This window comes from Pyxidicoccus sp. M6 (assembly GCF_055568925.1).
Genome location: NZ_CM145714.1, coordinates 2,818,340 through 2,839,701, shown reverse-complemented (window position 1 = coordinate 2,839,701; position 21,362 = coordinate 2,818,340). Strand labels below are relative to the sequence as shown.

General features: G+C 70.9%; 23 protein-coding genes. 9 read left to right on the top strand and 14 right to left on the bottom strand.

Annotation, left to right across the window (positions count from 1 at the left end; translation table 11 throughout):
• Positions 1-194 precede the first annotated feature (194 nt).
• Positions 195-1,508, top strand: a complete 1,314-nt coding sequence (locus ACVTJA_RS11820) for a sigma 54-interacting transcriptional regulator (RefSeq protein ID WP_465836463.1) — start codon at positions 195-197, stop codon at positions 1,506-1,508.
• A 12-nt stretch (positions 1,509-1,520) separates the two neighbouring features.
• Here the strand turns inward: ACVTJA_RS11820 and ACVTJA_RS11815 are convergent, their stop codons facing one another.
• Complete coding sequence (locus tag ACVTJA_RS11815) at positions 1,521-1,811, bottom strand: hypothetical protein (RefSeq protein ID WP_465836462.1); 291 nt, start codon at positions 1,809-1,811, stop codon at positions 1,521-1,523.
• A gap of 125 nt (positions 1,812-1,936) precedes the next feature.
• Complete coding sequence (locus tag ACVTJA_RS11810) at positions 1,937-2,296, bottom strand: hypothetical protein (RefSeq protein ID WP_465836461.1); 360 nt, start codon at positions 2,294-2,296, stop codon at positions 1,937-1,939.
• Positions 2,297-2,431: 135 nt separating this feature from the next.
• Here ACVTJA_RS11810 and ACVTJA_RS11805 point away from each other — a divergent pair, with 135 nt between their 5' ends.
• Entirely contained in the window at positions 2,432-2,833 is a 402-nt protein-coding gene (locus ACVTJA_RS11805) for a helix-turn-helix domain-containing protein (protein WP_465836460.1), read from the top strand.
• Positions 2,834-2,868: 35 nt separating this feature from the next.
• Positions 2,869-3,180 carry a putative quinol monooxygenase gene (locus ACVTJA_RS11800; protein WP_465836459.1) on the top strand — a complete coding sequence of 104 codons (312 nt, stop codon included), beginning with the start codon at positions 2,869-2,871 and terminating at the stop codon, positions 3,178-3,180.
• 54 nt (positions 3,181-3,234) lie between these two features.
• Here ACVTJA_RS11800 and ACVTJA_RS11795 read toward each other — a convergent pair whose 3' ends face one another.
• The 4 genes from ACVTJA_RS11795 to ACVTJA_RS11780 form a co-directional block, all read right to left on the bottom strand.
• Positions 3,235-3,693: a GNAT family N-acetyltransferase gene (locus ACVTJA_RS11795; RefSeq protein WP_465836458.1), complete on the bottom strand. Its 459-nt coding sequence runs from the start codon at positions 3,691-3,693 to the stop codon at positions 3,235-3,237.
• Positions 3,694-3,741: 48 nt separating this feature from the next.
• The gene (locus tag ACVTJA_RS11790; RefSeq protein ID WP_465836457.1) at positions 3,742-4,890 is read right to left on the bottom strand and encodes an aspartate aminotransferase family protein; all 1,149 of its coding nucleotides are present in this window, start codon (positions 4,888-4,890) and stop codon (positions 3,742-3,744) included.
• A 162-nt stretch (positions 4,891-5,052) separates the two neighbouring features.
• Entirely contained in the window at positions 5,053-5,475 is a 423-nt protein-coding gene (locus tag ACVTJA_RS11785; RefSeq protein ID WP_465836456.1) for a PaaI family thioesterase, read from the bottom strand.
• Between the two features lie 23 nt (positions 5,476-5,498).
• The gene (locus tag ACVTJA_RS11780; RefSeq protein WP_465836455.1) at positions 5,499-6,020 is read right to left on the bottom strand and encodes an SET domain-containing protein; all 522 of its coding nucleotides are present in this window, start codon (positions 6,018-6,020) and stop codon (positions 5,499-5,501) included.
• Positions 6,021-6,229: 209 nt separating this feature from the next.
• Here ACVTJA_RS11780 and ACVTJA_RS11775 point away from each other — a divergent pair, with 209 nt between their 5' ends.
• Positions 6,230-6,631 (top strand): DoxX family protein, encoded by a 402-nt coding sequence (locus ACVTJA_RS11775; protein ID WP_465836454.1) that lies wholly within the window; start codon positions 6,230-6,232, stop codon positions 6,629-6,631.
• 28 nt (positions 6,632-6,659) lie between these two features.
• Positions 6,660-7,076 (top strand): hypothetical protein, encoded by a 417-nt coding sequence (locus tag ACVTJA_RS11770; protein ID WP_465836453.1) that lies wholly within the window; start codon positions 6,660-6,662, stop codon positions 7,074-7,076.
• On the opposite strand, the gene ACVTJA_RS11765 is transcribed toward ACVTJA_RS11770, so the two are convergent.
• Complete coding sequence (locus ACVTJA_RS11765) at positions 7,022-7,972, bottom strand: LysR family transcriptional regulator (protein ID WP_465836452.1); 951 nt, start codon at positions 7,970-7,972, stop codon at positions 7,022-7,024. The genes ACVTJA_RS11770 and ACVTJA_RS11765 overlap by 55 nt on opposite strands.
• A gap of 119 nt (positions 7,973-8,091) precedes the next feature.
• Between ACVTJA_RS11765 and ACVTJA_RS11760 the strand changes: the two genes are divergently transcribed.
• Together ACVTJA_RS11760 and ACVTJA_RS11755 are read left to right on the top strand one after the other, a co-directional pair.
• Positions 8,092-9,162 (top strand): aldo/keto reductase, encoded by a 1,071-nt coding sequence (locus ACVTJA_RS11760; RefSeq protein WP_465836451.1) that lies wholly within the window; start codon positions 8,092-8,094, stop codon positions 9,160-9,162.
• A gap of 71 nt (positions 9,163-9,233) precedes the next feature.
• Complete coding sequence (locus tag ACVTJA_RS11755; protein ID WP_465836450.1) at positions 9,234-10,514, top strand: RNA polymerase sigma factor; 1,281 nt, start codon at positions 9,234-9,236, stop codon at positions 10,512-10,514.
• 63 nt (positions 10,515-10,577) lie between these two features.
• On the opposite strand, the gene ACVTJA_RS11750 is transcribed toward ACVTJA_RS11755, so the two are convergent.
• Both ACVTJA_RS11750 and ACVTJA_RS11745 read right to left on the bottom strand, forming a co-directional pair.
• Positions 10,578-11,027: a GFA family protein gene (locus ACVTJA_RS11750; RefSeq protein WP_465836449.1), complete on the bottom strand. Its 450-nt coding sequence runs from the start codon at positions 11,025-11,027 to the stop codon at positions 10,578-10,580.
• A 71-nt stretch (positions 11,028-11,098) separates the two neighbouring features.
• Positions 11,099-11,506, bottom strand: a complete 408-nt coding sequence (locus ACVTJA_RS11745) for a DUF3224 domain-containing protein (protein ID WP_465836448.1) — start codon at positions 11,504-11,506, stop codon at positions 11,099-11,101.
• Between the two features lie 85 nt (positions 11,507-11,591).
• Between ACVTJA_RS11745 and ACVTJA_RS11740 the strand changes: the two genes are divergently transcribed.
• Both ACVTJA_RS11740 and ACVTJA_RS11735 read left to right on the top strand, forming a co-directional pair.
• Positions 11,592-12,422, top strand: coding sequence for a DUF6597 domain-containing transcriptional factor (locus ACVTJA_RS11740; protein WP_465836447.1), 831 nt, complete (start codon positions 11,592-11,594; stop codon positions 12,420-12,422).
• A 420-nt stretch (positions 12,423-12,842) separates the two neighbouring features.
• A complete protein-coding gene (locus tag ACVTJA_RS11735; protein WP_465836446.1) occupies positions 12,843-14,006 on the top strand; it encodes an FIST signal transduction protein in 1,164 nt (387 codons plus the stop codon).
• Between the two features lie 9 nt (positions 14,007-14,015).
• On the opposite strand, the gene ACVTJA_RS11730 is transcribed toward ACVTJA_RS11735, so the two are convergent.
• The 5 genes from ACVTJA_RS11730 to ACVTJA_RS11710 all read right to left on the bottom strand — a co-directional run bounded on the left by ACVTJA_RS11730 (position 14,016) and on the right by ACVTJA_RS11710 (position 21,275).
• Positions 14,016-16,247 (bottom strand): BUD32 family EKC/KEOPS complex subunit, encoded by a 2,232-nt coding sequence (locus tag ACVTJA_RS11730; RefSeq protein ID WP_465836445.1) that lies wholly within the window; start codon positions 16,245-16,247, stop codon positions 14,016-14,018.
• Positions 16,248-17,012 carry a protein phosphatase 2C domain-containing protein gene (locus ACVTJA_RS11725; protein WP_465836444.1) on the bottom strand — a complete coding sequence of 255 codons (765 nt, stop codon included), beginning with the start codon at positions 17,010-17,012 and terminating at the stop codon, positions 16,248-16,250.
• A 9-nt stretch (positions 17,013-17,021) separates the two neighbouring features.
• On the bottom strand, positions 17,022-17,855 hold the full coding sequence (locus ACVTJA_RS11720; RefSeq protein WP_465836443.1) for a VWA domain-containing protein: 834 nt from the start codon (positions 17,853-17,855) through the stop codon (positions 17,022-17,024).
• 90 nt (positions 17,856-17,945) lie between these two features.
• Complete coding sequence (locus ACVTJA_RS11715) at positions 17,946-18,836, bottom strand: hypothetical protein (RefSeq protein WP_465836442.1); 891 nt, start codon at positions 18,834-18,836, stop codon at positions 17,946-17,948.
• A gap of 6 nt (positions 18,837-18,842) precedes the next feature.
• Complete coding sequence (locus ACVTJA_RS11710; protein WP_465836441.1) at positions 18,843-21,275, bottom strand: DNA polymerase domain-containing protein; 2,433 nt, start codon at positions 21,273-21,275, stop codon at positions 18,843-18,845.
• Between the last annotated feature and the right edge of the window lie 87 nt (positions 21,276-21,362).

Genomic DNA, 21,362 nt, shown 5'->3' with positions numbered 1-21,362 from the left:
ACGCAAACGCCTGGACCCGGCTTCCGGGGAGACCGTCATGATGGGGTCCGCATGTCGGGTGCCCAACGACGTGGCGTGGCCGGCGCCGCCCAGGCCGAACCCCTGGGGAGAGCATCGCCGCCCTCGTGACTGGCGGGTGCGGAGTCGCCTGTGCCAGCCTCTCGCCAGGCAGGAGCCGGGACCTCGGGGACACGATGCGGAAGGACCTGGAGACGCAGGAAGACAGCCAACTGGAGCAGGCCGCGCCGGAGCCACCCCGGCCCGGCCTCGTCTTCGTGTTCTCGGGTGGCACGCCGCTGTTCCGTCCCGTGCCGCTCGTGGACGGACGGCTCACCCTGGGACGCGAGGGCGCGGGCGACCTTCCGCTCCCCGACGAGCGCCTCTCGCGCCAGCACGCGGAGGTGCGCCGCGAGGGCTCGCACTGGCGCGTCGAGGACCTGGGCAGCCGCAACGGCACCTTCGTGGACGGCGAGCAGGTGGTGGGCCGCCGCACCTTCACCGCGCCCCGCGTGCTGCGCCTGGGCAACACGCTGGCCCTCTTCCGCGAGGACGTGCGGCGGCTGGCGGGCGCGGACGTCGTCCCAGGTCCGGACGTCGTGCTGGGCCCCACCTTCCACGCGGTGCTGGAGCAGGTATCCCCAGCCGCCGCGGCCGGTGACACGCTGCTCATCACCGGCGAGAGCGGCACGGGCAAGGAGCTGGCCGCGCACGCCTTCCACCGCTCCGGCCCGAATGCGCGAGGGCGCTTCGTGGCCATCAACTGCGCCGCCGTGCCCGCCAGCGTGGCCGAGCGGCTCCTCTTCGGCTCGCGGCGCGGCGCCTACTCGGGCGCGGAGGCGGACGCGGAGGGCTACGTGCAGGCCGCCGACAAGGGGGTCCTCTTCCTCGACGAGGTGGCGGAGCTGTCGCTGGAGGTGCAGGCCAAGCTGCTGCGCGTGCTGGAGACGCGCGAGGTGTTGGCGCTCGGCGCGTCGCGGGCGCAGCCGGTGGACGTGCGCGTGTGCTCGGCCACGCACAAGGACTTGCGCGCCGCGGTGGCCGCCGGCCAGTTCCGAGCGGACCTCTACCACCGGCTGGCCCAGGCCCGGGTGCGGCTGCCGCCGCTGAGAGAGCGATTGGAGGAGGTGCCGTGGCTGCTCGCGCACGCGCTGCGAGACGCACCCGTACCCGCGGTGCACGCCACCTTCGTGGAGGCCTGCCTCTCCCGTCCGTGGCCCGGCAATGTGCGCGAGCTGCTGGGGGAGGCACGGCGCGCGGCGAGAGAGGCCCAGGCTTCAGGCAATCGCTCCCTGCGCGCCGAGCACCTGGATGCGGAGGCGGGTCAGGCGCTGGAGGGCCCATCCGAGCCCGCCGCGCCTTCCTCTTCGACGACTCCGGACCGCGCCACGCTGGAGGCCACGCTGGCCGCGCACGGCGGCAATGTCAGCGCGGCGGCGCGGGCGCTGGGGCTGCACCGCACGCAGTTGTATCGGTTGATGCAGCGGTGGGGGCTGAGTCCCCCCTCGTGAAGCTGGAAGTTCCTACTCCGCGCTGACGGAGAAGAGCTGCTTGCCGGCCTTGCCGTTGATGCAGGAGACCATGGCGCTCTCGTCCAGGCCGCCGGCGCGGCGACGGCCGCCGAGCTTGTAGTGCTGCTCGAAACAGGATTCGAAGTGCTGCCCGACGCTGGTGAGACACTCGGCGTCCTTCTCGCAGATGTTCTCGAGCTGCGTGCGCACCTCGGTCTTCGCGCTGCTCTTGCTGTAGAACTTGTAGCCAATCACGGCTGCTGCGACGACGAGGCCCAGCCCCAGCTTCTTCAAGTACTCCATTTTTCGGTCTACCCCTGTTTCCGGAAAGGTCGCCCCCGCCGACGTGAGCAGCCGGGCATTGCTGACATGCCATCGGTGGCTCCTTGCTGTCGAGGACGGTTTCGAGCGCGTTCGCAACCGCCTTCTCAGCGCGTGCGCCGCAGCAGCGCGCCCAGGCTGTCCTGCAGGTTGCCGAGGGTAATCACCTCGTCCACGCCGGCCTCGCTCAAGGCCAGCTCTTGAACGAGACGCGCGCGCACCCGGTCCACCAGCTCGGTGCGAGCCGCGGCGACCCAGCGGGCGGCGGTGGCGCGGTGCACCTTGTAGCGCCCGGCCAGCATGTCGATGTGGATGATGGCCGGCGTGTCGCCGCGGCTCGCACCGGGCGTGGGAGCGGAGCTGGTCCTCCACTTCGGCGCGTCCTTCCGCGCGGGCGCGTCCGGAGGAAGCGGGGCCCCCGTGCAGTTGCTCGCGCTGCGCGACGAGCCGTTGGCGCTGGAAGCCATGGAAGGTGTGGACCTGCTCGCGGTCCGCCTCCGGGCCGGGGCCCTGCGCCATCTCCTCCCCGAGCCCTCGCTGGAGCGCTTCACGGGCATGCGGTCCGCCCTGGACATCTGGGGTGAGTCGCTCGCGCGGACCTCGTGGCGGCGTGGCTGCGGCAGGTGCTCGCGCACCATGCTCGTCCGGATGGGAGGGTGGACGCGGCCATCGCCCACCTCATGCGCGAGCCCTCGGACAGCCTCGCATCCGTCCGGGAGACCTCACGCCTGGAGTCGCGCACCTTCCAGCGCCGCTTCCGGGCCGCCACCGGCCTCATGCCCAAGCGCTTCCAGACGATTCTCCGGGTGCACCGGCTCATCCAGGGCGTGCTGCTGGAGCGCGGGGACAGGTACCTGGACCGCGCGCTCGCGCTCGGCTTCTTCGACCAGGCGCACGTGATTCACGCCTGCCAGGACGTGCTGGGAACCACGCCGGGGCGCTTCCTCGCGACGGCGCGCGGCCTGACACATTTCTACAATCCCTCTCGGGGGCGTCGTTCCTAGCCTGCTCGCGTTTCCCTTCCAGGAGGACGCGAGTCATGCACGCCGTCATCGCCACGCTGAATGTCAAACCCGGCCACGCTTCGCGGTTCGAGCAGGCCTTCCGCTCGCTGGTGGAGCGCACCCGCGGAGAGCCCGGAGCGCGCATCTACACGGTGCAGCGGAGCCTCGATGCCGAGAATCGCTGGTTCGTCTACGAGGCCTATGCGGATGCTCCGGCCCTCGCGGCGCACATGGAGTCGGAGCACCTGAAGGCCTTCCTCGGGCAGGCGGCGCCGCTGCTGGCGGAGCCGCCCCGGGTGGAGCGCGTGGAGGTGCTCCAGGGCTTCGCACTCGCGGCCACCGTGTGAAGGCGCGGCAGGCTCACGGCGCGCTCCATGTCTGGCCGCCTCGAAGCCTGGCGGTCAGAGAGCGCGCTTCATGCCCTCGTGGCTCGCCTCGAAGCCCAGCCGCGCGTAGAAGCGGTGGGCGTCGGCGCGGCGCTTGTCGGTGGTGAGCTGCATCAACCCGCAACCGCGAGCCCGGGCGCGGGCCATCGCGTCCTCCATCAACTGCTCACCGATGCGCTGGCCCCGCAGGTCCGAGCGCACGCGCACCGCCTCCACCAGCGCGCGGCGCATCCCGCCGCGGCTCAGGCCGGGGATGTATGTGATTTGCAGCGTGGCGATGACCTCGCCCGCGAGCTCTCCGACGATGAGCTCGTTGTTCGGGTCGGCGGCAATCTCGTCGAAGGCCGCGCGCACGCCGGGGTTGGGCTCCTCGACATAGCCCGTGCGCGAGCGCGCAATCGCGTCATCGGCGAGCAGCGCGAGGATGGTGGGCAGGTCGGCGGCGGTGGCGATGCGGAAGGTGACAGGGGCCATGGCCCCCATCTAGGTGAAGCTCCGCGGATGCGCCACCGCGCCGTCGCCCTACCCCGGGAAGGCGCGGATGGCCTTCACCAGCGCGGCGACGGACTCGTCGCGCACGACGAGCGGCGGCATGAGGCGCAGCACCTCCGGGTCGTGCGAGCCGCCCACCAGGATTCCCGACGCGAGCAGGTGCTGACGCAGCGCCGAGGCCCTCGGGCCCACGCGCAGGCCGAGCAGCAGCCCCGCGCCGTGAATCTCCCGCACCACGGTGCCCTCCAGCTCTCGGCGCAGCACGGCCTCCACGTGGAGCGCGCGCTCCATGAGCCGCTCGTCACGGAGGATGTCCAGCGTGACGCTCAGCGCGGCGCACGCGAGCGGGCCTCCGCCGAAGGTGGAGCCCAGGTCTCCGGACTTGAGGCTCCGCGCCACCTTCGCCGTCATCAACACCGCGCCCATGGGCACGCCGGACGCCATGGCCTTGGCGCAGGTGATGAGGTCCGGCGTCACGCCGAAGTGCTGCGCGGCGAACGGCGAGCCCGTGCGCCCGATGCCCGTCTGGATTTCGTCGAAGATGAGCAGCGCACCGCTCGCGTCACACGCCCGGCGCAGGGCCAGGAGCCACTCCGCCGTCGCGGTGCGCACGCCGGCAATGGACTGGATGGGCTCGACGATGACCGCCGCCACGTCGGACAGGTCCACCGACGCCAGCGCGGCCACGTCGTTGAAGGGCAGCACCTTCTTCGGCACCAGGAAGTCCGCCAGCGGCTCGGTCAGCTTCGGGTCATCCGTGACGGAGAGGGCCAGCAGCGTGCGCCCGTGCCAGCCACCCTCGATGGCGGCCAGCCGCTTCCGCCCCGTCAGCAGGAGCGCAATCTTCAGCGCGTTCTCGTTCGCCTCCGCGCCCGAGTTGCAGAAGAAGACGGACGCCATCGCCTCGGGGGCGAAGGCCACCAGCTTCTCCGCGGCCACGTCGCGCACCGGCAGCGACGCCGCCGTCGAATAGAACAGGAGCGCACGGGCCTGGGCCGCCACGGCCTCGGCCACGCGCGGGTGCGAGTGGCCGGTGGCGCAGACGCAGTGCCCGCCGTACCAGTCCAGGTACGCCCGCCCCTGGTCGTCGTAGACGCGGTCCTCCTCGCCCCGGTGGATGGGGAAGGGATAGGGCGCGTAGGTCGGAAGCAGGGCCGGGAGGCCGGGCTGGATGGACATGGGGGTGGCGTGCGCTCCTGGCCGTCATGCGGCCGCGATGGGAATGGCGGCGCATATTATGCAGACACATGCGTGACGCAAGCGCTTACGCAAGAGGAGAATGCAAGCTCGGCCCCTTGAATATGCACCATCATATGCATCCAGCTCCACCGCTGGCCGTCGTCAGGAGTCCTCGCGCGAGCCCATCGCGGCGATGGTGCCCTGGGCCACGGCGACCAGCGTCTCGCCCTTCTCGGAGATGGCGAAGATGTCGCAGTGGCACACGGCCTGGCGACGGCCAGCGTGTACCGCGTGGGCGCGCGCGATGAGGCGGGTGCCGACGGCCGGACGCACGTAGTTGATCTTGAACTCCGAGGTGACGACGGGCACCTGCATCGCGGTGCCACCCGCGAAGGTCAGGGCGTTGTCGGCCAGGTAGCTCAGCACGCCGCCGTGGGCGAAGCCGTGCTGCTGGCGAAGCTCGTTCCGCAGGCGCAGCTCGAGGACGGCATTGCCGGGTTCGAGGTGCGTCAGCTCCGCTCCCAGATACGTGCTGAAGGACTGCTCTCCGAGCACCTGACGGCCAAACTCCAACAGCGCATCCATGCGGTTTACCTCCATCGTTGAGCTCAAGGTGCCGCCGGCTCGCGGGCCATGCGGCGCAAGAGGAAGGGCGAGAAGTGACCGGCGTAGCGCTCGCGCACGGCGGCGAGCTTCCAGTCGCGTCCCGTCACGGTGCGACGGCACGCGGACGCGCCGCAGTTGCACTCGCGGCGCATGACGTACGTCTCCGCGTCCATCCACAGCGCGTAGTCCGCCGTGAGCTCCTCACCCGCTCGAATGGGCCGCCGCGCGCAGAGGGTGAGCGCGTCGTGCATCCACAGGTTGGAGTCACAGGCGTGGTTCATGAAGTCGTCGGGGCTCAACTCCTGGTCGGGCAGCGCCGCGATGACCACGCCTTCCGCGATGGCCACCGAGGTGTGGTCCCTCACGCCGCCCGAGTCGCGCACGGCGGCCGGGAGGATGCGGCCGCCCCAGCGCACGACGAGCTCGCCCGCGGCGATGGGCACGTCCGTGAAGAGCCCCTTGCCCTGGATGGACGAGGCACCCACGTAGAGGCCGGGCCTCAGCCAGCCCTGGATGTCGAGCATGCACGGCTCCTTCGCTCACTAGAATATGATTCTAGAATCAATTTCTAATCTGGGACCCCGGGGCGCGCAATGGCCCTTCGAGGTAGGCGGGGGAGGTCCTGCGATTCCGGGGGCTTGCCCGGACGAAAAGTCCCGCGAAATGGGCGTGTCGATCTCCCGATGGCTCATTCGTCGCCACGGTGAAGGCAGCACGAACCCGGGAGGTCCCCATGCAGAACGTATCGAAGCCGCAGCTCTGGACTGGCCGCATCCTCAGCGGCATCGCCGCCCTCTTCCTCCTCATGGACGGGGTGATGAAGCTGGTGAAGCCCGCCCCCGTCGTCGAGGGCACCCTCCAGCTCGGCTACCCCGAGAGCACGGTGCTCACCATCGGCGTGCTCGTGCTGGTGGGCACGGTGCTGTACGTCATCCCCAAGACTTCGGTGCTCGGCGCCATCTACCTGACGGGCTTCCTCGGCGGCGCCATCGCCACCCACGTGCGGGTGGGCAACCCCCTGTTCACCCACGTGCTCTTCCCGACCTACGTCGCGGCCCTGCTGTGGGGCGGGCTCGTCCTGCGCAACCCGCGGCTGCGCGCCTTCCTCCTCGCCCGCGAGGTGCCGGGAAGCTGAAGCCCTCCCCCACCCACCGAGGCATGCCATGCTGTTCCTGCCTTTCGACTTCATCTTCCACATGGCCACGCTCGCACCGGAGGCGAGCCCCTCCATGAGCCTCGCGAAGAAGCTGAACCTCAAGGATGGAATGAAGGTCCGGGTCGTCGGAAAGCCCTCGGGCGTGGACCTGGATGACGTGGTGACCACCACCTCCGCGAAGGCGGAGGCGCTCCTCGTCTTCGTGAAGAACCTCGCCGACGTGGACGCGAAGTGCGCGCCCCTCATCGAGGCCGCGAAGGCGGACCGCATTGCCTGGGTCGCATACCCCAAGGCGGGGCAGCTCGACACGGACCTCAACCGGGACATCCTCTGGAGGCACCTGGAGCAGCAGGGCATCCAGGGCGTGCGTCAGGTGGCAGTGGACTCCGTGTGGAGCGCCATGCGCTTCCGCCCGGGCGCCTGAGCCTGGCGCTCCTCGCGCTTGAGGAAGTCGATGAAGGCGCGCAGCGGGGCGGGCACCTGCCGGTGGCTGGGGTAGTAGAGATAGAAGCCGGGGAACCTCGGCGACCAGTCCTTCAGCACGCGCTTGAGCCGCCCCAGCTCCAGCCAGGGCCGCAGCTCCTCTTCGACCAGGTAGGCCAGGCCCACGCCGTCGAGCGCGGCCTGGATGAGGAGCCCCGAGTCATTGATGATGAGCGGCCCTTCGACGGCGACCTCGAACTCGCGGCCGTCCTTCTCGAACTCCCAGCGGTACAGGGCGCCATCCGACCACCGCCAGTTGATGCAGCGGTGCTTGTGCAGCTCGTGCGGCGTCTTCGGAACACCGAAGCGCGCGAAGTAGTCGGGTGAGCCGCACGCCGCCAGCTCCAGGTCTCCGCCGAGCTTCACCGCCACCATGTCCTTCGCGAGGCGCTCTCCCAGCCGGATGCCCGCGTCGAAGCGGCCGGCGACGATGTCCGTCAGCGCGTCCTGCACCACCACCTCGAGAACGATGTCGGGATAGGCGGCGCAGAAGCGGCCGAACAGCGGCGCCAGGCGCTGCGTGGCGACGAACCGGGGCGCGTTGATGCGCAGGCTCCCCGAGGGCACGTCGCGCGACTCGCGCACCTCGGTCACCGCCGCGTCCAGCTCCGACATGGAGGGCAGCACCCGGGCCAGCAGCCGCTCCCCCGCCCTGCTGAGCGCCACGCTGCGCGTCGTCCGATTCAGCAGGCGCGCCCCGAGCCGCTCCTCGAGCTGGCGGATGGTCTGGCTCAGCGCCGACGGGGAGATGCGCAGGTGCGCCGCGGCCCGGGAGAAGCTCTGGTGCTGCGCCACCGCGACGAAGGCGGTGAGCTCCGCGTATTCGCTACCGCGCATTCTGTATCTCCTGCTTCAAAGCCCATTCAGATTCTGCACCATGCTCTAAAAAGCCGCAGGTCCCATTCTTGGCGCCGTGAAGCAGCCGCAATGGCGCGGCCGCCGACGCGGAGACTGTCATGAACGCGAAGCTTTCCCTGAACACGTACCGCCTGCTGGGCCGCTCCGGCCTGCGCGTCTCGCCGCTGTCGCTGGGGACGATGACCTTCGGCTCCGACTGGGGCTGGGGCGCCGACGAGGCGGAGTCCCGCCGCATCTTCGACGCCTACGTCGACCGCGGCGGCAACTTCATCGACACGGCGAGCAACTACACCAACGGCACCTCGGAGAAGCTGGTGGGCACCTTCGCCGCCGACAAGCGCGAGCGGCTGGTGCTGGCCACCAAGTACACCCTGCACAGCCGCCCCGGGGACCCGAACTCGAGCGGCAACCACCGCAAGAACATGTTCCAGACGGTGGAGCAGAGCCTGGGGCGGCTGAAGACGGACTACATCGACCTGCTCTACCTCCACGCCTGGGACTACACGACGCCGGTGGAGGAAATCCTGCGCGCCATGGACGACCTCGTGCGCGCCGGCAAGGTGCTGTACGTGGGCATCTCCGACACACCGGCGTGGCAGGTGTCGCGCATGCAGGCCATCGCCGACCTGCGCGGCTGGTCCCCGCTCGTCGCGCTGCAAATCGAGTACAGCCTCATCCAGCGCACGGTGGAGCGGGAGTTGATTCCCATGGCCCGTGAGATGGGCCTGGGCGTCACGCCCTGGTCGCCGCTGGGCAGCGGCGTGCTGACGGGCAAGTACACCCGGGCGGACCTCCAGGACGAGGGCGCGACCAGCGTGGTGGGGACGCGCAAGGGCGTGGCCATGGCCAACGGCGCGCTCTCCGCGCGCTCGCTCGACATCGCCGACGTGGTGAAGGACGTGGCCCGGAAGCTGGAGCGCACGCCCGCGCAGGTGGCGCTCGCGTGGACGCTCCAGAACCCCGCCGTCGCCTCGCCCATCATCGGCGTGAGGACCTTCCGCCAACTGGAGGACAACCTCGCCGCCCTGGAGGTCGAGCTGCCCGCGGATGCGCTCGCGCGCCTGGAGGCGGTCAGCGCCGTCGAGCGGGGCTTCCCCCATGACTTCATGGACTCGCCCCTCGTCCAGAACGTCATCTACGGCGGCGCGAAGCCCCTGCCGCGTGTGTGAGGAACGCGGCCCGGGTGGGACTCAATCACCCGGACTTGAACTGATGCGCGGGGCTGCGTAAGTCGAGCGCCGTGACGGCCACCGAGACGCAGCGAGCGATTCAGGCAGTCTGGAGAATCGAGTCGGCCCGGCTCATTGCCGGCCTCACGCGCTTCATCCGCGACGTGGGCCGGGCCGAGGAGCTCGCACAGGACGCGCTCGTCGCCGCGCTGGAGCAGTGGCCGAAGACGGGCGTCCCGTCCAACCCGGGCGCCTGGCTGATGGCCACCGCGAAGCACCGCGCCATCGACGAGATGCGCCGCAACCAGCGCCTGGAGCGCAAGCACGAGGAGCTGGGTCACGAGCTGCAGGCCGAGCAGGACGCGTCCACGCCGGACCTGGACGCGAAGCTCGATGACGACGTGGGCGACGATTTGCTGCGGCTCGTCTTCACCGCCTGCCACCCGGTGCTGTCCTCCGAGGCGCGCGTGGCCCTCACGCTGCGGCTGCTCGGGGGCCTCACCACGGACGAAATCGCGCGGGCCTTCCTCGTGCCGGAGCCCACCGTCGCGCAGCGCATCGTCCGGGCCAAGCGCACGCTCGCCGAGGCGAAGGTGCCCTTCGAGGTGCCTCGCGGGCCGGAGCTCGCCGAGCGGCTGTCGTCGGTGCTCGGCGTCATCTACCTCATCTTCAACGAGGGCTACTCCGCCACCGCCGGGGATGACTGGATGCGACCGGAGCTGTGTCAGGACGCGCTGCGCCTGGGCCGCATCCTCGCCGGCCTCGCGCCCAACGAGCCGGAGGTGCACGGCCTCGTCGCGCTGATGGAAATCCAGGCGTCGCGCATGCGGGCGCGCACCGGGCCGACAGGGGAGCCCATCCTCCTGCTCGACCAGAACCGCGGGCTGTGGGACCAGCTCCTCATCCGGCGCGGGCTGGTGGCGCTGGAGCGCGCCGAGAAGGCGGATGGGCCGCGCGGGCCCTACGTGCTGCAGGCTGCCATCGCCGCGTGCCACGCGCGGGCGCGCACGGCGGAGCAGACGGACTGGGCACGCATCGCCGAGCTCTACGGCGAGCTGGTGGAGCTCATGCCCTCCCCCGTCGTGGAGCTCAACCGCGCCGTGGCCATCTCCATGGCCTACGGCCCGGCGGAGGGGCTGAAGCTGGTGGACGCGCTGCTGCCGGAGCCCTCGCTCAGGAGCTACCACCTGCTGCCCAGCGTGCGTGGAGACCTGCTCCAGAAACTGAGCCGCTTCGACGAGGCCCGGAAGGAGTTCCAGCGTGCCGCCTCGCTCACCCGCAACGAGCGTGAGCGCAAGCTGCTCCTGGAGCGCGCCGAGGCGTGCGCCGCATCCGCGCGTTCCCGGAGCTGAGCGAGCCGAAGCAGGTTCCGTCAGGGACGAGCGCCGCCGAGGCCGGGAAGGCGGCCCGAGGTCTCAGGCCCGCGCGCGGGTGGGCCACGGCTGGGGGCGCATGCCGGCCTGCCAGTTGTCGTTGCGCCCGTCCCAGTAGCCGATGTTCAGCTCGCTGAGGTCCACGTCATCCAGGCAGTTGACGTAGACGGAGCGGAACTCGCCCCCGATTTCCGGCACGTTGCCCTCGCCGTAGACCTGGGTGCCGCACTGCTTGCAGAAGACGCGGTAGTTGGGACCGCCGCTCTTGCTCCACCGGCCCAGGTGCTCCTTACCGGACACGACGCGGAAGGCGCTCGGCTTCACGACGGCGCCGGTGGAGCCCACCTTGACGCAGATGGTGCAGTTGCAGCGGCCGACCGGCTGCGTGAGGTCCACGTCGGCCTCGAAGCGGACGGCGCCGCACAGACAGCCTCCCTTGTGCGTCTTCACGTGGCTCTGCGTCTGCTGGGTCTGGGTCTGGGTCTCGGACATGGCGTGTTCTCCGGTGGGTGCGTCGTGAAGGAACGAGAGGAGTTGTAGGCCCCGGCAGTGACAGCCTTGTGTCAGGTTTCTCCGGAGGGGAGCGAGGAGTCGAACTCGTAGGCGTGCTTCCCCTCGGTGATGATGATTTTCATGGAGCCGGTGAGCCCCTGGAGCTGCCCCGTCCCGGAGTCGGGCACCACGGTCAGCGTGAGGTGGGAGGCGCCGCGCGTCATCGTCCCGTAGTGCTGGAGGGCGAAGGTGCCGGTGCGGCCGTGCAGGGTGCCGGTGACGCGCTCCATGGCCACGTAGCCGCCGGAAGCCAGGGCCACGTCCCGGATGGCGAGCATCTGCCCCTGGCTGGTGGCCTCCAAATCCCCGTGGAACTTCTTGTCGATGCTCATCCGGCCGATGGCCGCCGCCTCGGCACCCGGGTCCGGAGCCATGGGGGTCAGCTTCACGTCGAAAGGTCCGCTCGCGCGCTTCGTCATGGGGTCGTCTCTCCTGCCGTGGGAGATACGCCCTGCGTGCCGGGCTCGATTGCAAAAACGCGACACGTGCCCAGAATGCCGGCCGGTGAGCCGCCCCCGTCTCGACGCGCCTCGTGGCGTCCTCCAGCGCCGCGCCCCCGAGGGCCGGATTGCGCATGAGCGCCTCGCGCCCTCGGCCGCCCTGGAGCCGTTCGTCCAGCACTTCTGGACGGTGCGGTGGGACTTGCGCGGCGAGCCACCCGTCCTCGCGGAGACGCTGCCGCACCCGTGCGTGCACATCGTCTTCGAGAAGGGACGCGCCCGGGTGCTGGGCGTGCAGACGGCTCGGAGGTTCCGGCGCTACCTGCGAGGGGTGGACCGCGTCTTCGGCATCAAGTTCCGCCCGGCCGCCTTCCAGCCCTTCTTCCCTGCCCCGCTCTCCACCCTCACCGACCGGGGACTGAGCCTGCGCACCGTGTTCGGCCCGGAGAGCCACGCGCTGCGCGACGCCATCCTCGGAGAGCCGGACCCGCGCAGGTGCGCGGCGCTCGCGGAGGAGTTCCTGCGCAAGCGGCTGCCACCGATGCCCGAGGAGACGGCCCGGCTGCGAGATTTGGTGGAGCGGCTCACCGCGGACCCGAGCCTCACCCGGATGGAGCAGGTCGCCGCGCTCGCGGGGATGGAGCCGCGCAAGCTGCAGCGCCGCTTCAACGCGGCCGTCGGCGTGAGCCCCAAGTGGGTCCTCCAGCGCTACCGCCTCCACGAGGCCGCCGAGCGGCTCGTCCAGGCGGGCGTGCCGGACATGGCGGGCCTCGCGCTGGAGTTGGGGTACTTCGACCAGTCGCACTTCATCCGCGACTTCAAGGCCGTGGTGGGCCGCCCACCCGCGCAGTACGTCGCGGAGGCACGGGCGGCCAGGATGGCCTCACGGCAGTGAGCGCCGACGCCTGCAACCCCGGAACACCTGCACACAGTTGGCGGCTCACCGGGCTCGCGCACTTCAGCGCCATGTCTGGTTTGAAGCCGGAGTCGGTTTCTTCGGCTCTGGAGCCCCGAGAAGACCCAGGAGCCCGAGAGGCGGATAGGCATAAACTTTTAATGACGCTTGATTGCATCAATGTTTGCTTTTAGTGTGGCGGGGCAAGGGCAACCCACGAGGTGAAACATGAATCACCGGCCCCGGCACGCGTGAGTCCGGCCGGATGTGTCACCCGAGCGCTCCCTCGCGAGCCCCCTCCTCTACTGACGCCGCGTTCGCACGACGCTCCCCCCGGCGGCGTCATCCCCCGCGCGGCGTGTAGCCTCCCGACAACCTCTCCGCCGCACCTCCCCTGTCCCCAACAGGAACGTCCCTTTCATGCCTCGCATCCAGATGCAGACGGCCCGGTCCGCACAGCAGGACCCGGTCGCCGCCGCGGAGGAGCTGGTGTCCCAGCTCTCCGGCCCCGCTCCGAAGCTCGTCACCCTCTTCGCCTCGCGTGAGCGCGACCAGTCGGCCCTCAACCGCGCCCTGCGCGAGCGGCTGCCGAAGGGCACCCGGCTGGTGGGCGCGACGACGGCGGGCGAGCTGGACAACCGGGGCATCCACTCGGGCTCCGTGGTGATGGGCGCGCTGTCGGGCGACTTCGAGGTGGGGCTCGGCCTGGGCACGGGCCTGTCCTTCGATGCGCTCGGCGCCGGGCACCGGGCCATGCTGAGCGCCTGCCGGGAGCTGGGCATCCGCCCCGAGGACCTGGATCCGCGCCACCACGTGGGCATCGTCATGGATGACGGCTTCCGCAACAAGAAGGAGGAGCTGCTGCTCGGCCTGCTGGACCGCAACCAGGGACTCGTGCTCATCGGCGGCGGCGCGAGCGACCACGAGACGAACCCCGCGAAGCAGTCCGCCATCCTCCATGTCGACGGTGAGGTCGTCACCGATGCGGCGTGGATTGCCCTCCTCCACACCACGGCGCCGTGGGCCGCCATGCGCTCGCACTTCTACGTGCCCACCGGGGAGCGGCTGCGCATCACCCGCGTGGACGAGACGCACACGCGCGCGCTGGAAATCGACGGCCAGCCGGCGGCCCGCCGCTACGCGGAGCTGCTGGGCGTGGGCGTGGACGAGCTGGAGTTCGGCAAGCCCCGTGGCTTCTCGCTGCGTCCCGCGGCGCTGAAGGTGGGGCGCGAGTACTTCATACGCTCGCCGTGGAAGCCGCTGGAGGACGGCTCCATCCTCTTCGCCAACCTGCTGTCGGAGGACATGGAGCTGGAGCTGATGCGGCTGGGCGACATGGTGGAGTCCACCCGGCGCTTCTTCACCGAGGAGATTCCGCGCCGCGTGCCCAACCCCCAGGCCGCGCTGCTGTTCCACTGCAGCGGGCGGATGTGGGTGGCGCAGGCGATGGGCATGGTGCCCGCGCTCGGCCAGACGCTGCGGTACGCGCCGCCGGCCGTGGGCGCCAACGTGCAGTTCGAAATCTATTCGGGCTTCAACCTCAACACGACGCTGACGGCGCTGGTGTTCGGCGCCACGCCGTGACGTCCGCGCTCAAGCCGCCTCCTGGCTGTCCTTGATGAGCAGCGTCAGGAAGCGGCTGAAGCGCAGGCTGCCGAGCGACGCCAGCTCGCGCTCCAGCTCCTCGCGGCGCCAGTGGAGGCTGGCGCAGTCGCGCCGGGCCGACTCCACCTCCAGGCCCACCGCGTCCAGGTCCGCCCTCCGGGCCTTCAGCTCCCGGGTGAGGCGCAGCGACTCCTGCTCCATGAGGCCGGAGACGTCCGGCGCCTCCAGCCAGAGCCGCTCCGCCGCCTCGGACTCCTCGGCGCTCAGGGCCTCGCGCTGCGCGACGAAGCTGGCGGCCAGGGCCTCGGTCCGGCTCGCGCGCTCCGCCTGGAGCGCCTCCAACGCTCGCTCCGTCCGGGCCCGGAACTCGCGCCAGTTCTCGTCGAGGACGACCCGCTGCGCCTCGGGAAGTCGCGTGGGCATCGACTCGCGCGCCCACTTCTCCAGTTCGGCGCGCCACTCGAACAGGAGGGACTTGTAGTGGGTGGGGAGCTTCCGGATGACCGATACGCTGCCGGGGACGATGTCCGCCGCCGTCATCACGCCATTCCTCCGCAGCCGGTCGATGGCCTGCGTGGTCAGCCCGACGCCGCGGACCCGGGCCTTGTCGATGTGCTCGCGCCGCAGCACCGTGGCCACGTGCTCCTCCTGGAGCATCCGGAGCGCCTCGGCGCGGGCCCGGTCGACCGAGGTGAGGTTGGCGAGGCGCCGCTGGAGCTCCACCTCCCGGGACTGCAGCTCGCCCTCCAACGACTGACGTGCGTGCTCCTCCTGCACGTTCAGCTCCTTCCGCCGCTCGGCGTAGCGGGCGAACTTCTCCTGGTTCGCGTCGCGGACCTTCTGGACGAACAGGTGCTGCTGGTTGCTCAGCGTCCCCAGGGCGGACAGCAGCTCCGCGCAGCGCGAGCGCGTCTCCCGCTCTACACGGGCGTGGTCCTCCCGCAGCCGCTGGAGCCGGGCTTCCGCCTCCTCCAGGTCCTTCCGCGTCGTGGCGAGCGCCGCCTCCGCCGTCCGGAGCCGCTCGAGGCCTCGCGTCCGTTGGTACGCGGAGCGCGCCCATGCCCACCCCAGGCCTCCCGTGAGGCCCAGCCCCATCAGCCACATGGGGGACATGGCCACGGAGAGCACGGCGGACAGGCCGCTCGCGAGGAGGATGCCGTTGGCCACCTGCCGGTCCTCCAGCGGCACCGCGCCGAGCACCGCCGGAGCCGAGGACTCGGGGACCATGAGGCGAAGCAGCTCTGGCACCGTGGTCCGGGACGGCAGGGCCTTCGCCTCCGGTGCCGGAGCTGGCGTCACTCCGGGCACCTCGATGCCGACGAAGGCCGCGTCGTCCAGGGGCGGCACGCGCTGCGGAAGGCTCGGCAGGAGGGTGCCGAGCATGAAGGACGCCACCGCCCTCACGCGCGGATGAGGAGAGGCCAGCAGGGCCTGGAACAGCGCGGAGCGCTCGCGCTCGACGAAGTCCTTCTTGCGGAACAGCAGGCAGTCATCGCCGCCGTGGAAACGCTTCCAGAGCGAGGGCTCGTGGGCCAGGACGACGAGGGAGCCCCACACCACCCAGGCGGAGAAGTGGTCCAGGCTGTCATTGAAGAAGTCCGGGGAGCGGTCCGGGTGCTGGTAGTTGGCGTGCCCGCGCTCGTGGCTCTTCCGCCCGGCGAGCGCGGGGACGAACATGCCGTCGTAGTCCACCAGCCGCAGCCCCTCGGGCGTGACAACGACGTTGCCGTGCTGGAGGTCGCCATGGGCCACGCGCGCGTGACGCAGGTCCTTCAGCAGCTCCAGCCATGAGGCCGCGAGGTCGAAGAGCGCCTTCGGCGACGCATGGTGCTTGTCGACGTGGGCGGCGAGGGACTCGCCCTGCACCCACTCCATCTTCACGATGGGGAACCAGCGCCCCTGCACCTGGATGCCCTGCGAGAGGAAGGCGACCTCCACGGCGGATGGCACCCAGTTCGTGGAGAGGTGCCGGATGATTTCCGCGTAGCGCACCGCCTGGTCCTGCTGGATGGGGCGGGTGAAGCAGCGCACGGCGAAGTCCCGCCTTCCACAGCGCAGCTTGTAGACGGTGGCGAAGTTCCCCGCGCGAGGCCGAGGCAGTCCGGCCATGGCTCCGCTCTCCATGACTTCCGGCACGCCCGCCTGGAGCTCGGGGTCGGCGAAGGCCTGGCGCGGGTTCTGGAGGGCCGCCTGGTAGTCGCTGTCGGAAGGGAGCTTCACTCACTCCTCCACGGTGAGCTGGAGGAGCGTCACGTCGTCATTGCGCATGGCCTTGCCCGCGCGCAGCCGGCCGACGAGCGCCTCGAACGCGGCCCGGCCTTCGCCCGAGAAGGAGCGGGGAAGCCCGGTCCACGGAGCACCGCCGCGCTCGTGCTCCGCGAGGAACCAGCACGCCAGCGCATCCGTCATCAGGAAGAGCGTGTCTCCGCCGCGAAGGTCTCCCGAGGCGCTGCGCACCTGCGTCCCCACGCGCGCGTTCTGATGGACGTGGGTCGAGAGGAGGAACGGCGTGGAGCCGAACTCGGATGACTGCTCCAGCGGGAATGAGCGCACGAGCCCGCCGTCCCGGAGCAGGAAGAGGCACGAGTCCCCCACCGCCAGCGCCTCCCACGTGCCGATGCCATCCTCCGTGGCGCGCTCCCGGAGCCTCACGCCGAGGAGCGTGGCGAAGGCGCCCTCGCGAAGCTTCTCCTCCGCGTACCAGGGGAGCTGCTTCGCGCCGACGTGCTCGTGCCACTGACGCTGGAGCCCGGGGAGCACGGAGAGGAGCCCCTTCGCATCCGGGACTTCGCCCCGCGCATGGGCTCCCGCGAGCAGCCGCGCCCAGTAGCCCGAGAACAGGCTCTCCGTCGCGCCATCCGCGACAGCCGCGTGGAACGTCATGGCTTCGAGCGTGCCACTGCCCTCGGGGGCGAACGCGTCCTCGTTCTCGGAGGGCGCGTTCCCGTCCTTCTGGAGGGAGACGGCTTCGATGTGGATGCGCACGGTCGTCCCCTAGCGCAGGTTGCTCGGGCGCGTGCCGATGTTCAGGAACTTGATGAGCGAGATGATGTCCGCGTTGAAGACGAAGCCTCGCGCGCCCTCGCTGACCTGGAGGCCCTCCTCGCGCGCGGCGGAGAGCATCCCCGGAGTCAGCGGGCTGGACATCTGGAAGAGGAGCCGCGCATGCGCGTCCGGCGGGGCCGCCTCTGAATGGGGGAACTGGATGGGCGTGGCCGGGTGCGCGGACAGGTGCACGTTGAGCAGCAGCACCTGTCCGTCCGTCGTGCGCAGCCCGCGCAGCTCGGAGGCAATTCCCGCGGGGTCTCCATCGGTGGGCTGTCCGTCGGAGATGTTCACCACGATGGGCGGGAAGCCCTCGGGATGCTGGCGCACCCACTCGCCCATGAGGCTGGTGGCGCGCTGGAGCGCCTGACACATGGGCGTGGCGCCGTTGGCGACGGACTCGAACCAGATGGGGAAGCGGACCTTCTCGCGCACCAGCCCGCCCATGCCGTCCTCGCGCTCGCGCGTGCGCTCCTCCAGCCGCGCCGGGGCGTGGCCAATCTCGCTGATGGGGACGAGCGTGCGCCCCGCGAGTGGCCCCCGGAAGGCGGGCGCCACCTCTCCGCCATAGCCGAGCACGCCGAGGTGGAAGTAGTCGCGGATGCCCTCCTCGCGCGCGCACCGGACGACGAGGTTCTGCAGGAGCCGGTTGGTGACGTCCGCCACCCCGTCCGCCTTGCGCCGCTGCGAGCCGCTGAAGGGCTCCTCCATGGAACCGGACTGGTCGATGAGGATGAGGATGCACGCCGGATTGGTCCGGCTGATCTCCGCCGAGTACGCCATGATCCCCCTTGAGCTAAGTCGTGGTGACAGGGACGGAAAGCGTAATGCAGCAGGGCCGGGGCCGAATAGCCGGAACGGGCCGTGCCCCACTCACCCGGTGTCAGGGCCGGCGACCTCGGACCACGTGGTCCCGTCGAAGCGGAGCAGGCTGTCGGGCCCCACGGACCACAGCACGTCTCCCGCGACGTCCAGGCGATGGAGGAGCGGGCGGTGCATTCCGGGCGTCACCTCGGAGAGCGTGCCGCGTGCGTAGGCATGAAGGCCGCGCAGGCCCGAGGTGAGGTAGAGCTTCCGGTGGTAGGCGCAGATGGACCAGAAGCTCTCCGCCGTGCCGCCAGGCCGCAGCGCACGCCAGCCGTGCCGGCCTCCGCGATACAGCGTGCCTTCGGCGCCCGCCACCACCACCTCGCCCCGGGAGAGACAGCGGACCGCGTACAGGTGCGCGCGCGTCGGCGGGTGCAGGTACCGCCAGCGCGAGCCGTCGAAGTGCGCCGCCACACCGTCCATGCCGACGACATAGAGGTCGTCTCGCGCGAAGCCATCCAGGTCGAGGAAGGCATTCTCCCGCCACGGGTCCAGGCCTCGCTCCAGCCGTAGCCATGAGCCCGACTGCACGCGGTAGAACTGCCCGCCCCGGCCACAGGCGAAGAACGCGCCGTCCACCGCGCGCACGCGCTCCAGCGGGCCGCGCGCCTCGGCCTCGGTGATGACGTACTCGCGGAAGCGGCCCCGGATGCGCCAGGGGGTCAGCGGTCGTGCCCACTCCCCCGCCCAGGTCACGAGGCCGCGCCGGCCCAGCGCGCAGACGAGGCCGTGATGGTGAGCCACCGAGGTGAGGACGTCGTCCGCCACGTCATGCCGGAGCCACGTGCCCGCGAGCTTCACGTAGAGGCGTGAGGCCGCCGCGCCCGTGAGGCCCGCGCTGACGACGAGCGTGTCGGCGTCCACGGCCACCCCGTCCGTGAAGAACGCGGCGAGCATGGGCGGCTACCTCGGAGGCGGAGGCTCGCCGTCCTCGGTGGGCTCCACCTGAGTCGGGTCGAGCACCACGGTGAGCACCGGCCGCGCATTCGACAGCAATGGCGCGAAGAGGGACGGCTGGCCCGGGTCCTCGAATACCGTGGCGAAGTCCTCGGGATTCAATGCGCGCACCAGCCGTGCGGCGAAGGTCTCCTTCAGCAGCCGCACGTAGTACTCGACGTCGTAGTCGCGCGGGTCGCTCGAAGCGCTGGCGCCGCTGTCGTCCTCCGGGTCCGGCAGCAGGCCCGCGCGTCCGCCCACCGCGCGGTACACGCGCACGCGCTCGCCCACGGCCCAGTCCTTACGGCCTCCCGAGAGCATGGCCTCGTAGGGCAACTCGCGCCGGCGCTCGCGGATGGCCAGGTACTGCGACGGGCTCTTCGTCAACCGCACGCGCGAGGACACGTCGAACGTGGGCACCTGCCGCCGTCGCAGCGCCATCACCGTCGAGAGATAGGCATCGCGCACGCCGGGGACGTCCCCCGCGAGCAGGAAGCGCAGCGCGCGGCGCAGGAAGTCCTCGCCGAAGGGCTCCGCGCGGCTGGAGCGGAACGCCACTCCGCGCAGGACGAGCGGCCCGTCGTACGGCTGCAGCGCGTAGTTCTTCGGTTCGTGCGACAGCATCGCCTCGTAGCGCCCGTCGAACTCCAGCTTCACGCGGGGCGGCAGCAGCGCGGCGACCTCGGAGACCACGCGACGCTCGTCCAACTCGCGCCAGTCCTCCGGCACCGCGAAGTACACACCGTCCGTGTCGGCCTCCAGCAGTGTGACGCCCCGCCGCGCCAATTCACGGCACAAGAGCGCCAGCACCGCGCGCCCGTGCCGCGTCACCTCGTTGGCGGCGTGGACGTCCGAGAAGCGCGTGAGGCCCACCGCGCCCAGGTAGCCATAGGCCGAGTTGACGACAATCTTCATCGCCGCGGACAGCGCCTCGTGCGTGTACCGCTCCTGTGAGCCGGGCGGCGCGGTCTTCGCCTTCGCCTTCGCGGCCAGGCGCTGGTCCACCAGCCGGTCCACCAGCGCGAGCAGCACGCCGAGCCTGTCCCGCTTCGGGCCGATGCGGTACTGGCGCATCAGCGACGGGTACAGGCTCGCGACGTCCGCCTTCACCACGTGCTTCGCGACGCCGGTGGCGAACAGGTGCAGCGCCGCGCCGCTGTGCGAGGTGCCGTCGCCCTGCTCGTGCGCGGGCAGCGCCGCTCCGGCTCTCAAGTACGCACGCACCAGCAGTGGGTCCAGCACTCCGGTGGCGGGCCCCGCGTCGGCGAGGCGCTCGTAGCGGCGCGGCGCCATGCGGGCCAATGCGAAGGCCGCTCCGCCCAACAGGCGCGCGAGGCCCGCGGCCTCATTCACGTCCTCGCGGGCGTAGCGGCGCACCCGCTCCGGGTCCTTCAGGAACACTTCGTGGACCTTCGCGCCGGGGATGAGCTCTCGCGCGGGCCCGGCGATGCCGAGGTGCTTCGCCACCACCTTGAGCCCGTGGCCCGGGAGGTCCCTCGCGGAGAAGTCGTGCCGCAGCACCGCGTCCAGCGTGTCGATGAGCTCGCGGCCCGGCACCGTGTACCGGCTGCGGCGCATCGCCTCCGAGCGCCCCGTGGGCCCGCGTCCCACCGCGGCGCCTCGCGAGGCCGGACGCTGGCGCAGCCCCGGCGAACCCGCGCGTCCCATTGCGAGCGGCACGTCGAGCAACCGCGCGCGGCGCGCGAGGAACGGCAGGTCGAAGCCGTGCAGGTTGTGGTTCTCGATGACGTCCGGGTCGTGGAAGCGGATGCGCTCCATCAGCCGCAGGATGAGGTCCGCCTCGGCGGTGTCGTCGTTGCCGTGCGCGTCGAGCACCTCCGTCCCGCCCGCCGGGTCCCTCAGCGCCACGAGGAAGATGCGGTCCTTCTCCGCGTCCAGGCCCATCGTCTCCAGGTCGAACTGGAGGCGGCGCAAATCGTCGAAGCCCAGGTCTCGGAAGTACGTGCGCCCGGAGGCGGTGAGGTACTGCTCCTCGGGCGGCAGCGAGAGCACCGTGTTCGGGTCCAAGTCCCTCAGGTGCCCGAGGGGACGCCCCAGCCGCCGCGACGCCCCGTGCAGCAAGGCCGACGTCAGCGCCCGCCCGTCATTCGCGCGCACGAGGTAGCGCAGGGCTCCGGGCCCCTCCAACTCCTCCCACGTCACGACGTTCGGCGCGGGGCCCTCCTTCTCGGGACGCAGCCGTGTCCCCAGGTATGCCAGGTCGTCCAGCGACGACAGGAGGAGCCACGGCCGGAAGCGCACGTCCTCGCGCACCAGCCCGCCACCGCCGGGCAGCCGGCGCCACACGAAGGCGCGGCCATCCGGCTCGGCCCACACCGAGACGATGCCGGGTGTCGGGTCCCAGCCCCAGAGCCACTCATCCTCCATCGGGTTGGCCATGAGGGTGGCTACAGGGGCAGTGCCCTTCCGCGGGTGACCGTCGAGAACGCCCATGATGCAAGCCGCTCCGTGCACGCGATGCAAGGT